Below are 11,101 nucleotides of genomic sequence, written 5' to 3' on the forward strand. Positions count from 1 at the left end.
CCCGTTCGCCCGCCCGTCCTCGGCGGCTCGACAGGGCGGCACGGGCACCGTCGACTTCCTGCTCGCGGACGCCTGAGCCGTTCACTCAGCGCAGCAGCGCCATCCGGTCGATGATGGAGTCGAGCAGCCCCGGCGGCCACGGGAACAACGGCGCCGCCACCTGGAGCTGGGCGAATCCGTGCAGCCCGACCCAGAGGGCCGTCGCGTCGGCGAAGAGGTCCGCGCTGGTCGATCGTTCCGCCGCGACGCAGTCGGCGAGCGTACGCCGGAAGACCTCGAAGGCTCCCATGCCGAGCACGGCGAGCTCGTCCGCCATGGCCGGGGCCCGCTCAAGCGCCTGCCCCGCATCCCAGACGGCACCGAACATCACCCGGTACTGATGGGGCCGGCGTTCGGCGAAGGTCAGGTAGGCCACGCAGATCGCGCGCAGGCGCTCGACCGGATCCGCGTCATCCAGTGCGCCCAACTCCTGCTCGAGGATGCCGAACGCGCGTTGCGCGACAGCGAGCAGGATCGAATCCAGGTCCGGAAAGTGCGGATAGATCGACGGTGCGGAAATGCCGGCCCGCCGGGCGACCCCCCGCAGGGTCACGTTCTGCGGCGGGTCGTCCTCCAGAAGCGCCATGGCGGCGTCGAGGATCTCGTCGCGCAGCTGGGCACCTTCGCCGCGCTTGTTGCGGGCCCGCGTTCTCGGTGTGGTCACACTCTGACTTTACAGGCGTTAGGCGAGGGCGTAAGTTAACGACTGTAAGTTCACAGGCGTTATCTAAGGATGGAGCCTCTCATGACCACCGCTACCGCTACCCGAATCGACACCGCCGGCCCCGCGCACCGCGCGGACCTCGTCGGCCGTGGGCTGGCGGCCCTCGCATCCCTCGCCACCGGCGTCGCGTTCGTCAACGGCGTACTACTGACACTCAACGCCGGCGACGATCGCCTGTTCATCGAAGGCTGGCGAGTCTCCAGCTTCGGCATCTTCGCCGCGCTCTTCGCCCTGCTCGCGGTCAGGCCCCGACAAGCGGCCGGTGTCTGGGAGATCGTTCTCGTCGGCAAGGCCGCGCTCGTCGTGTTCGGCGCGCTGATCGGAGACGTCCCCGAGGCACGCCTGTCGGCCATCATCGACTTCGGGCTCGTCGCCGTCGTCGCGGCCGCCTACCTGCTGTGCCGTGGCTGGTTGGCGTGGCGTCCCTCGACCACCAACCCGACCCGATGACGGAGACGACAATGCCCCCCATCTCGCCTTCCCGGCGCGTCGACCGTACCGTCATCATCTCGATCTGGACGGTCCCGGTCCTGGTCGTCGGCCAGTTCGCCATGCTGGCCATCGTCCCGGTCGTCCTTGCGCTGACCGTCAGCCTGCGGCACGCCCACCTACACGGACTACGCCGCTGGACGGTAGCGCTCGCCACCGCCTACGCCGTCCCACTGATCCTCTGGGCCATCGGGCCCGACCGCGCCCCGAGCCTGTCCAAGGACATGCACCCGGTCTTCGCCGCACTCATCGTCGTGGCCGCGCTGGCCGCGGCAACTGCCTTCCACCTCGGCCGTCGTCGACCGAGCAGACCCGACGGCTCGTCGAGCGAGCAGCAGCACTTCCGACCCGCGCCGTGACCGATCCGCCTCTCCCCCGCCTGCACGGAAGCCTTGGATCGCCCGTCGCCGTCATCGGACGGCGACGGGCGACCCGAGCGCTCAGTACCGAGGGAGCGGACCCCACTGATTGACGGGGTCGTCCAAGGAGTGGCGGGTCAGCGGAGCGGCAGGGTGGCCAGCGCGAGGTTGGGGTCGATGCCGGTGCTGTACGCGGCACTGAGCACGTAGACGGTGCGGCCACGCACAGCCACCGAGGTCGGGTTCTGCAACCTGTCGGCGGCGGTCATCAACGTTCGGGAACGGCCGGCCGCGTCGACGCCCACCACAGTGTTCGGTCCGTTCAGCGTCGCGATGACCTGGTGGTCACCGACGAAGGCGAAGTCGCTGTCGAACCCGGCGCCGCTCACCGTACGTCGGCACGCCGGTGTCCTCCGGCCGCAGCTGGGAGCGCCGGGCCTGGAGGAAGTCGCCGAGCTGTCCTCTCGCGTTCATGGCTCGAAGTATTGCGAGCCCTGCCGACCCCAGCCACTCCCTGCCAGGGGTAGGCACCGCAGGCGACCGGTACCGGTCCAGGCGATCAGCGGGCGGCGTCGCTGCCGCTGGCGGCGCCGGCGCGAAGGCCCTGATCGATGAAGTTGATCAACCAGGTGAAGCTCTCGTCGACGGACGCGTCGATCTGGAAGCCACCGGCCGCCTCCAGGGTGGCGAAACCGTGCAGGACGCTGCGCAGCGTCCGCATGGCGTGGATCTCCTGGCCGGGATCCAGGCCGTACCCGCTCAGCATGGCCGCCCAGGAGGCGAGCACCCGTTCGCTGGCCGGGATGAACGGGTCGTCGGGGCCGGTCGGGCGGGTGGCGTTGGCGGCTGCGTATCGGCCCGGGTGTTCCCGCACGTACGCCCGCATCGCCTGCGCGCCAGCGGCGAGGGCATCGCTGCCGGACCGGCCCTGAATGCCGTCGCGGATGGCATCGCCGGCCTCGGTCATGGCCAGGACGGCGATCCGGTGCGCCAGCTCGGCCTGGCTGGTGACGTGCTTGTAGAGCGAGGGGGTCTTGACCCCGAGCCGTTCGGCGAGCAGACCCATGCTGAGGTTGTCGAAGCCGACCTCGTCGACCAACGCGGCCGCGGCCTCGGTGACCGATGCCGGGGTGAGCCGGGCCTTAGGCATTGGTCAGCGTCCGGGCGAGGAAGGGCAGGGCCAGGGCGAGGACCTCGTCGGGCGTCTGGGCGTGCGGGTAGTGGCCCGCCCCCTCGATGACAGCCAGCTCGCCGAGCCCTCGCGGCAGGTCGGCGAGGATGCGCTCGCCCTCGGCCCGCGGGTCGGCCCAGTCCGGGTCGGCGCTGCCATGGATCACCAGGACCGGGCAGGTGACGTTGGGCAGTTGCCGACCGGCGTCGTCCGGGCTGCTCTTGGCCATGGCCTGGAGGACCTTCATCCGGCCGGGCTCACTCATCGTGGCTTCGATGCGCGTCAGCTCGCTGTGCCAGTCGGCGGGCTTGGTGGGGTAGGCCAGGTCGAGGTACTTGCGCCAGTTCGCCAGGCTTCCGCGCAGGAGGACCTGCGCCAGTTGGGTGAAGCCGGCCCGGAAGCGCTTCACCCGCACCAACCCGCCAAGGTCGAAGGACTGCGCGCGGGTGAACGGCGCCAGCTCGATGGCGCCGACGATCAGCTCGGGCGCGGTGGCGGCCGCGATGGTCGCGGCACCCCCGCTGATCGACTGGCCCATGATCACGGCCGGCCCGCCGAGGTGGCGCACGACGGCGACGAGATCACCAGCGATGTCGGTGCGGCTGTAGCCGTCCCAGCCGAGGCTGGAGTCGCCGCAGCCACGGATGTCGACGTTGGCGACCCGGTATCCGGCCGCGGCCAGGGCCGGGGCGACGAAGCGGTAGGAGTGCCGGGTGTCGCCCATGCCGTGCGCCAGGACGACCAGTGGGCCCTGCCCGGTGACCTCGTAGGCGATGGTGTTGCCGGCAATATCCAGGTATTCGGTCATGACGTCCTCCACTGAAGCTAACGTGATTAGCTAAAGGCTAACCGCGTTAGCCTGAGAAGGCAAACGCCGGTCCCCGCTACTTCCCTCCGCCCATGCCGAGCTGGGGATAGAGGGCGTCGGGGGCGGCGACCACTCCGGCCGGCCGAGCGACAGTGACTGTCGTACCGAAGTCGCTGTAGCGCAGCGACGCGTTCGGCAGCCCGCTGGCCTCCGGCATCAGGAAGCTGACCAGCCGACCCTCGGTGTCCAGCGATGCCCGGAACGCGTGGCTGCGCGCGCTGTCCGGGAAGACGGCACCGGGACCGGGGCGGAAGCTGATCCCGTTACCGGCGCCAATCCGGGTCGCGTCGAGTGTCCCCGAGATCTGCGGGCCGTCAGCTCGTGCGGTGACGATGGCGTCGATCAGGCGGCCCGAGCCGCCGGAGTCGTTCCTGCCCGGCGCGAAGCTCAGGCCGAAGTCCGACGGCATCCGGGCCGGGTCGAGGGCCATCCACCCGTCGCCGACACCGGGCATGGGTAGACCGGTCTTCATGTAGACCTCGTCGTCGATCATCCGGATCTCGATGACCCCACCCGGCGCCGAAATCTTGGCGTTCAGACGCTTGTGGACGTTGTCGGTGTGCGACAGCGTCGTGATCTGGCTGGCGATGTCGACGTCGCTGCGATAACTCGTCTGATTGACGAACGCCGTGCCCCCACGCAGCAGACCGATCGCCTCAGCCGTCGTGGTGGCGTCAGCACTGGCGGCCGACATCGGGGCGGATGCAGTTTTGGCTTCGTTCTCGGTCGGCGCGCCAACCGAGCAACCCAGCAGGAGCAGGCCCGCAGAAATGCCGGCCAGTGTGGCTCGACGCGTCATGGCCATCACGGTAGGCCGCCTCAGCAAGGTCTGGTGCCCCATATAGTGCCGCGATGGAAACGGACACTGTACGGCAGGCTTACGGGTCCGTCGCGGAGCTCTACATCGAGCTGTTCGGCACGGGCCAGCAGGTGGACACCGACGACCTCGCCCTGATCAGACGACATCTGGGCAGCCGACCCGGCCGGGTGCTCGATCTGGGGTGCGGGCCCGGCCACCTCACCGCCTACCTTCGTGAGCTGGGCGTCGACGCAACGGGAATCGACCTGGTCCCCGAGTTCATCGCGCATGCGCGCGCGTCCCACCCGGGCGTCGAGTTTCACATCGGTTCGATGGAACGCCTGGACGCCGCCGAGGACTCCATCGACGGCATCCTGGCCTGGTACTCGTTGATTCATCTTCCGCCGCCGGAGGTCGACGACATGCTCAAGGAGTTCCGGCGCGTGCTGGTCCCGGCCGGGCGACTGGTCCTGGGCGTCTTCGACGCCGACGAGGTCGGCGCCTTCGATCACAAGGTCCTGACCGCCTACCGCTGGCCGGTCGACGAGATCTCCGAACGACTCGGCCGGGCCGGTTTCCGGGAGGTCGAACGCCTCCGGCGGCCCGGCACCGACGAGCATCGGCCGCTTGCCGCCATCGCGGCGATCGCGGTCTGAGGACGCCGAGGGCCGGCCTCCCGTCGTGGGAGACCGGCCCTCGCCCAACTGAGCACCCGCGGCGACGCGGGCGTCCGTTGCGGCGCCAGCGCGATCAGGCGCTGAGCTTGCCGGCGATCTTGACGACCCGCTCGGCCATGTGGTCGAGGGCAGCGAACTGGGCGTCGCCCAGCGGGGCGTCGTTGCTCCCGCCGGTGACGTGCGAGACGCCGTACGGGTTGCCGTCGGCGAACTTCAGCGGGTCGGTGTAGCCCGGGGCGACGACCAGACCACCGAAGTGGTGAACGGTGTTGTAGAGCGCCAGCAGGGTCGACTCCTGACCGCCGTGCGCGGTCATGGATGCGGTGAAGCCGGCGTACACCTTGTCGGCGAGCAGTCCCTGCGCCCACTGCGGGCCGAGGGTGTCGATGAACTGCTTGAGCTGGCTGGCCACGTTGCCGTAACGGGTGGGCGTGCCGAACAGCACCGCGTCCGCCCAGACGACGTCGTCGGCGGTCGCCTTCGGCTCGTTCTTCGTGGCGTCGAAGTGCTGGCTCCAGGCGGCGTTGGAGGCGATCGCCTCGGCCGGGGCGAGCTCCGGAACCTGACGCAGCCGCACCTCGGCGCCCGCCTTCTCGCCGGCCTCGGCGAGACGCTTGGCCATGGCGTGGAGGGTTCCGGTGGACGAGTAGTAGATGACGGAGAGCTTGGTCATCGGAGGCATCCTTCCCAAAGTAGTTGCCGCTGATAAATTTGCGGCCGCAACAATCTCGACTGTAGCAGCCGCCCCTGCGGCACCCCAACGTCCTGACCATGCCCACCTGCGTGACGGAGCACACCACTCGACAGACGGGGCGGACCGCGGCCGCCCAGCCGATGAGACGGAATGATTCGGGCCCCTACGATGAGGCGATGGACCCCGCGGGGGCGCCACCGGCGGCGCGGTACCAACTGCTCGGGCCGGTCGAGGTGCGGTCGGCCTGCGGGGAACGGCTGGCCCTCGGCACGCCGATGCGGGTGCGCCTCCTGGCCGTACTGATGTCGCAGCCGGGCGCCGGGTGGTCCATCGACCAACTCGTCGACGAGCTGTGGCAGGGACGCCCACCGAAGACGGCAGCCGGCAACGTGAAGACCTATGTCTGGGCGTTGCGCCGGGCGCTGCGCGCCCCGGGCTTCCCCGACCCCGCCATCCTCGCCGGGCCTACCGGCTACCGCCTCGCCCTGGACGGGCTGACAGTGGACAGCGTGGCCTTCGACGACCTGGCCCAGCGCGGGTATTCCGCGCTGCGGCACTGTCACTGGTCAGCCGCCCAGGAGTCGTTCGAGGCCGCGTTGGCGCTCTGGCGTGGGGAGCCGTTCGCGGGCCTTCCCGGCTGGGGGGTGGTGCTCTCCGTCCGAGCGCGGCTCCAGGAGCAGCGGTCGAGCCTGGCGGAGGAGGTCGCGGACCTCCAGTTGCGCGCCGGGCGGCATCACGAGCTGATCGAACCGCTGCGGAGCCAGGTCGACGACGATCCGCTGCGCGAGCGCCCCTGGGGGCAACTGATGGTGGCCCTGGCGCGGACCGGCCGGCGTGCCGACGCGCTGGCGACGTACCGGCAGCTCCGCCAGCTCCTCGCCGAGGAGGTGGGAGTCGAGCCCGGTCCCGATCTCCAACACCTGCACGGCCGCATCCTGCGGGCGGAGCGGGAGCTGTTGACACCCGATCCGCAGCCACCGGAAAGAATCCCGCAGCGAATCGTCCCCCGGCAGCTGCCGGGCCCACCGACGTCGTTCACCGGTCGGGTCGCGGAGCTGGCCCGGCTCACCACGCTACTGCTCGGTGACTGCAACACCGTCGTCATCACCGGTACGGGCGGCGTCGGGAAGAGCTGGCTGGCGCTGCGCTGGGCGCACGACAACCTGCATCACTTCCCCGACGGGCAGCTCCACGTCGACCTGTGCGGATTCGGCACCGCGACGCACGAGGCGTCACCCTCCGCCGTCGTCGTACGCTCGCTTCTGCCCGCCCTGGGTGTGAAACCCCTGGAGATCCCGGCGGAGCCGGCGGCCCAGTTCGCCCTGTACCGCAGCCTGACCGCAGACCGGCGGCTGCTCGTGCTGCTCGACAACGCCCGCGACGCGGAACAGGTGCGGCCGCTTCTTCCGGGGTCGACAGGCTGCGGTGTGCTCGTGACGAGTCGCCACACCCTGCCCGGTCTGGTCGCCACCGATGGTGCCCACCCTCTCGCGCTGGACCTGCCCAGCGACGACGAGGCGCGCCAACTGCTCGTCCGCCGACTGGGTTCGCAGCGGGCCGCCGCCCAGCCGGCAGCGGTGGACGAGCTGATCAGACGTACCGCGCGGTTGCCCCTGGCCCTGTCCATCGTGGCCGCGCGAGCCTCCGCCCGGCCCACGTTTCCGCTCCAGGCCATCGCCGACGATCTGGCGGCGAGCCGGGGCGGGCTCGCCGCCCTGGCCACCGACGATGCCGCCACCGACGTGCGCACCGTGCTCTCCTGGTCGTACCGATTGCTCAGCGTGGACGCGGCCCGACTGTTCCGGCAGATCAGCCTGCACCCCGCCCCGGACGTCAGCGCGGCGGCGGCGGCCAGCCTCGCCGGGGCCCCACCGCACCTGATTCGGCCGGCGCTCGACGAGTTGACCCGGGCGAACCTGCTGGCCGAACCGTCCCCCAACCGCTTCCGCTGTCACGATCTGCTCCGCGCCTACGGGGAGGAGCTGACGCGAACACTCGATCGTCCGGCCGACCGTAGCGCCGTCCGCAGGCGCGTGCTGGACCACTACCTGTGTGTCGCCCGGGACGCGGCGAGGCTTGTCGATCCCGGCTGGCAGCCGCTCGCTCCGCCGCCCCTGCCCGCCGACGCGTCACCGTCGGCGTTCGCCGACCACCGGGCCGCGCTGGCCTGGTTCACCATCGAAGCGCGGGTGCTGCTGGCCGCCGTCGACGACGCGGTAGCGCACAGCTTCGACGCCCACGCCGGGCAGCTCGCCCAGGCCCTCACTCCCCTGCTCGGCCGGCTCTCGCAGTGGCACGACCTGGCCACCGTGCAGGCCATCGCGGTCTCTGTGGCGCAGCGCCGCGGTGACCCACGGGCCGAGGCGGTGGCCCACCGGGACCTCGCGCTGGCCCACATCCAGCACCGCCGGTTCGGTGCGGCCCACCATCACCTCCGGCACGCGATGGCCCGGTACGACCAGGCCGGCGACCGCCCGGGGCAGGCCAGCGCCCACCTGCACCTCGCCTGGCTGTCCGACATCGAGGGCGATGCCGGGGCGGCACTGCCGCACGCCAGGCGGGCGCTGGCGCTGGCCAGCAGCACCGACGACCGGCTCGGCGAGGCGGCGGCGCTCAACGCCATCGGCTGGAGCCACGCGCGGCTGGACGAGCACGCTCGCGCCATCACCTATTGCCAGCAGGCGCTCGCGCTCTATGAGGAGGCCGAGGACCGGCTCGGTGCGGCAAACACCTGGGACAGTCTCGGGTTCGCCCATCACGGCCTCGGGAAACACCAGACCGCGGCGGACTGCTACCGGCGCGCGCTCACGCTCTATTCCGATGTCCAGGACCCGTGCGGAAGGGCGGACACGCTCGTCCGCCTCGGCGACATTCATCAGACGGTGGGCGACCACGACACCTCGGTCGACCTGTGGCGGCAGGCGTTGGCGATCCTCGACCGCGTCGGTCATCCACAGGCCGCGGTGCTGTCCGAACGACTGGCCGCGTACCGATGAAATCCCCGCGCCGGCCGTCCCCGGACCGGCATGGATCCGACGTGGACCGGGCGTCGGCAGGCTGGACGAATGTTGACCACGAAGAGAATCACCTTCCGGCATCCCCGCGGGGTTGACCGTCGACGACGGCGGGTCCTTGGCAGCCTCTCGGCCGTCGTCGCGGTCCTCGTCGCCCTCTCGCTCAACGCCCCACCGTCGCTGGCGGGCACCACGCCATCCGACGCCGATGGCACCGGGCCGGCCACCGTGGACACCACCGGCGGTTGGAACGGTCGGATCGACTGGCAGGCGTGCCCGGAACGGCCCGACGATCCGGGCACGCGGTGCGGCACCCTGCGCCTGCCTGTCGACTGGGCCCGGCCGGGAGGGGAAACCTTCCCACTGGCGCTGGCCCGGCGCACCGCCACCGACCCGGCCGCCCGCATCGGTGCTCTGGTCTTCAACCCCGGCGGTCCGGGCCTGTCCGGGGTGGACGTGGCACTGACGGCCGACAGCCAGCTCGGGCCGGACGTGCTGCGCCGCTTCGACATCATCGGCTTCGACCCCCGGGGCACTGTCCGAAGCGCGCCGGTGCGCTGCTCATCGGCGCTGCTGGCCCGGCACCCCTCCCTGACACCCGCCAACACGGCGGAGTTCGAGCGGCTCCGCACCTACAACCGCCAGCTGCGCGACGACTGCCGCGCTCAGAGTGGCCCACTGTTCGACCACCTGGACAGTGTGAGCGTCGCGCGTGACACGGACGCCATCCGGGCCGCACTCGGTGAGCGGCAGCTGAGCTTCTATCAGTGGTCCTACGGCACACTGATCGGGCAGTCCTACGCCGAACTGTTTCCCGACCGTGTCCGCGCCCTGGCCATGGACAGCGTGATGGACCACAGCCAGGGGGTCCGGGAATACTTCCGCAGCGGTGCGGCCAGTAACGAGGCGCTGTTCCACGAATTCGTGACCTGGTGCGAGCGGACCTCTGGTTGTGCCCTGCACGGACGTGACGTGCCGGCGCTCTACGACCGTCTGATGCGCCGTGCCGATGCCGGCACGCTTGTCGACGCGGCCACCGGCACCCCGCTGACCTGGTTCGAGCTTGGGTTCGCGACAGTCGTCAACTTCTTCGACGCGACCTGGGCCGACCTCGCGAACATGCTGCTCGCGCTGGAGCGGGGCGAGCCCGCCGCACTCGCGTCCCCGATGGTGCCGGTCGACGGCGACAAGGACCTGACCGAGTACGCGCTTCCGGCGTTTTGCCAGGACTGGTCGCTGCCGGTCGACGGGTTCGCCGACTGGAACCGGTATCTCAGCCTGTCCCGCGCCACGGCACCGCACCTGCGGGCCTCCCCGTTGGCCGTCCGCTTCGCCGCGATCTGCCTGGGCTGGACGGCGAACAACCCACAACATCGGCTGCGGGTCCGGACGAGCGCGCCGCTGCTGGTGCTCAACGGGCGGTACGACCCGGCCACCCCGTACGACGGGGCCCAGCGGGTGGTGCGCCAGCTCGGCAGTCGGGGCCACCTCGTCACCTACGAGGGGTCGGGCCACGCCAGCTACCCACGGACCGAGTGCACCCGTCGTCAGGTGGAGCGGTACCTCATCACCAGAACCACACCGCCGGTCGGCGCGAGCTGCCCGGCGGCCCCGGTCTGACGGGTCGACGTCGTCACGGTGACGCCCCAGCTCACTGTAGGTAGTGCGATCGGTCCGACGGCGCGTCGGTCAGGTCTCCTACCCCGGTGGCTGGGGCGTCGCCGCCGCAACCATTGCGGGTCAGGAGCCGTCGGGCGGGTCGGCGGGCTGCTGTCCCGGCCAGAACGGCCACTCCTCGAACGAGCGGCACCGTCCGTCGTCGGCGAACCGCATGACCCACAGGTCGCGGTACTCCTGCTCGACCGGGTCGCCGTAGCGGACCTCCTGGCGCGACACGGCGGTGTCGCCCTCGACCGCGACGATCTCGGTGGTCAGCTGGAACACCTCGTCGGGGCCCTTGCGCTGCTTCTCCCACATCCGGGCGATGGCCGGCAGGCCGACGACGGGCGTCCAGTACGGCCCCTGCTGGTAGCTCGCGTCCTCGGTGAAGAGCGTGACCAGCGCGTCAGTGCCCGGGGTCCGCCAGAGTCGCTCGTAGGTGGCTAGCCAATCCTCGACGTGCTTCCTGTCCATGGCCCTCACCTTGCCATCCGAGCGCCGGTCAGCTGGGAGAACCCGCAGGCCGCAGGTGGTGCACCCATCGAGGCGCTGGCCGGCCTCGGCTCCGGACACCCTTGACATCGAAAGGTGTAGCCAGCGAGACTCCC

At 70.8% G+C, this 11,101-nt stretch carries 12 protein-coding genes; 5 read left to right on the forward strand and 7 right to left on the reverse strand.

Translation table 11 applies throughout. From position 1 onward, the window contains the following. Nucleotides 1-85: 85 nt before the first annotated feature. Nucleotides 86-703 carry a TetR/AcrR family transcriptional regulator gene (locus tag AB0C19_RS00320; RefSeq protein WP_238684032.1) on the reverse strand — a complete coding sequence of 206 codons (618 nt, stop codon included), beginning with the start codon at nt 701-703 and terminating at the stop codon, nt 86-88. Between the two features lie 81 nt (nt 704-784). Here AB0C19_RS00320 and AB0C19_RS00325 point away from each other — a divergent pair, with 81 nt between their 5' ends. Then, the gene (locus AB0C19_RS00325) at nt 785-1,213 is read left to right on the forward strand and encodes a hypothetical protein (protein WP_330437968.1); all 429 of its coding nucleotides are present in this window, start codon (nt 785-787) and stop codon (nt 1,211-1,213) included. Nucleotides 1,214-1,224: 11 nt separating this feature from the next. Then, the gene (locus AB0C19_RS00330) at nt 1,225-1,611 is read left to right on the forward strand and encodes a hypothetical protein (protein WP_357177258.1); all 387 of its coding nucleotides are present in this window, start codon (nt 1,225-1,227) and stop codon (nt 1,609-1,611) included. 137 nt (nt 1,612-1,748) lie between these two features. Here AB0C19_RS00330 and AB0C19_RS00335 read toward each other — a convergent pair whose 3' ends face one another. The 4 genes from AB0C19_RS00335 to AB0C19_RS00350 form a co-directional block, all read right to left on the reverse strand. After that, the gene (locus AB0C19_RS00335) at nt 1,749-2,000 is read right to left on the reverse strand and encodes a hypothetical protein (protein ID WP_357177260.1); all 252 of its coding nucleotides are present in this window, start codon (nt 1,998-2,000) and stop codon (nt 1,749-1,751) included. A 170-nt stretch (nt 2,001-2,170) separates the two neighbouring features. Then, the gene (locus AB0C19_RS00340; protein WP_357177262.1) at nt 2,171-2,761 is read right to left on the reverse strand and encodes a WHG domain-containing protein; all 591 of its coding nucleotides are present in this window, start codon (nt 2,759-2,761) and stop codon (nt 2,171-2,173) included. Continuing rightward, nucleotides 2,754-3,590 carry an alpha/beta hydrolase gene (locus AB0C19_RS00345; RefSeq protein ID WP_357177264.1) on the reverse strand — a complete coding sequence of 279 codons (837 nt, stop codon included), beginning with the start codon at nt 3,588-3,590 and terminating at the stop codon, nt 2,754-2,756. Before AB0C19_RS00345 ends, AB0C19_RS00340 begins: the two co-directional genes overlap by 8 nt. A 76-nt stretch (nt 3,591-3,666) precedes the next feature. Continuing rightward, nucleotides 3,667-4,449, reverse strand: coding sequence for a hypothetical protein (locus tag AB0C19_RS00350; RefSeq protein ID WP_357177267.1), 783 nt, complete (start codon nt 4,447-4,449; stop codon nt 3,667-3,669). 53 nt (nt 4,450-4,502) lie between these two features. Here AB0C19_RS00350 and AB0C19_RS00355 point away from each other — a divergent pair, with 53 nt between their 5' ends. Next, nucleotides 4,503-5,105, forward strand: a complete 603-nt coding sequence (locus tag AB0C19_RS00355) for a class I SAM-dependent methyltransferase (protein ID WP_357177269.1) — start codon at nt 4,503-4,505, stop codon at nt 5,103-5,105. A 94-nt stretch (nt 5,106-5,199) separates the two neighbouring features. On the opposite strand, the gene wrbA is transcribed toward AB0C19_RS00355, so the two are convergent. Beyond that, nucleotides 5,200-5,799, reverse strand: a complete 600-nt coding sequence (gene wrbA, locus AB0C19_RS00360) for an NAD(P)H:quinone oxidoreductase (protein WP_196923813.1) — start codon at nt 5,797-5,799, stop codon at nt 5,200-5,202. 197 nt (nt 5,800-5,996) lie between these two features. Here wrbA and AB0C19_RS00365 point away from each other — a divergent pair, with 197 nt between their 5' ends. Then, nucleotides 5,997-8,816 (forward strand): BTAD domain-containing putative transcriptional regulator, encoded by a 2,820-nt coding sequence (locus AB0C19_RS00365; RefSeq protein WP_357177271.1) that lies wholly within the window; start codon nt 5,997-5,999, stop codon nt 8,814-8,816. A 69-nt stretch (nt 8,817-8,885) separates the two neighbouring features. Beyond that, complete coding sequence (locus tag AB0C19_RS00370) at nt 8,886-10,454, forward strand: alpha/beta hydrolase (protein WP_357177272.1); 1,569 nt, start codon at nt 8,886-8,888, stop codon at nt 10,452-10,454. Nucleotides 10,455-10,574: 120 nt separating this feature from the next. Here AB0C19_RS00370 and AB0C19_RS00375 read toward each other — a convergent pair whose 3' ends face one another. Next, nucleotides 10,575-10,967, reverse strand: coding sequence for a nuclear transport factor 2 family protein (locus AB0C19_RS00375; RefSeq protein ID WP_357177273.1), 393 nt, complete (start codon nt 10,965-10,967; stop codon nt 10,575-10,577). Between the last annotated feature and the right edge of the window lie 134 nt (nt 10,968-11,101).

Origin of the sequence: Micromonospora sp. NPDC048842, from assembly GCF_040649935.1 — a bacterium.
GTDB lineage: Bacteria > Actinomycetota > Actinomycetes > Mycobacteriales > Micromonosporaceae > Micromonospora > Micromonospora hortensis.

What these genes read in the sequence shown, in the direction of transcription:
- AB0C19_RS00325 (WP_330437968.1), top strand. Translation starts at nt 785, where the DNA reads ATGACCACCGCTACCGCTACCCGAATCGACACCGCCGGCCCCGCGCAC.
- AB0C19_RS00330 (WP_357177258.1), top strand. Translation starts at nt 1,225, where the DNA reads ATGCCCCCCATCTCGCCTTCCCGGCGCGTCGACCGTACCGTCATCATC.
- AB0C19_RS00340 (WP_357177262.1), bottom strand. Translation starts at nt 2,761, where the DNA reads ATGCCTAAGGCCCGGCTCACCCCGGCATCGGTCACCGAGGCCGCGGCC.
- AB0C19_RS00345 (WP_357177264.1), bottom strand. Translation starts at nt 3,590, where the DNA reads ATGACCGAATACCTGGATATTGCCGGCAACACCATCGCCTACGAGGTC.
- AB0C19_RS00350 (WP_357177267.1), bottom strand. Translation starts at nt 4,449, where the DNA reads ATGACGCGTCGAGCCACACTGGCCGGCATTTCTGCGGGCCTGCTCCTG.
- AB0C19_RS00355 (WP_357177269.1), top strand. Translation starts at nt 4,503, where the DNA reads ATGGAAACGGACACTGTACGGCAGGCTTACGGGTCCGTCGCGGAGCTC.
- wrbA (WP_196923813.1), bottom strand. Translation starts at nt 5,799, where the DNA reads ATGACCAAGCTCTCCGTCATCTACTACTCGTCCACCGGAACCCTCCAC.
- AB0C19_RS00365 (WP_357177271.1), top strand. Translation starts at nt 5,997, where the DNA reads ATGGACCCCGCGGGGGCGCCACCGGCGGCGCGGTACCAACTGCTCGGG.
- AB0C19_RS00370 (WP_357177272.1), top strand. Translation starts at nt 8,886, where the DNA reads ATGTTGACCACGAAGAGAATCACCTTCCGGCATCCCCGCGGGGTTGAC.
- AB0C19_RS00375 (WP_357177273.1), bottom strand. Translation starts at nt 10,967, where the DNA reads ATGGACAGGAAGCACGTCGAGGATTGGCTAGCCACCTACGAGCGACTC.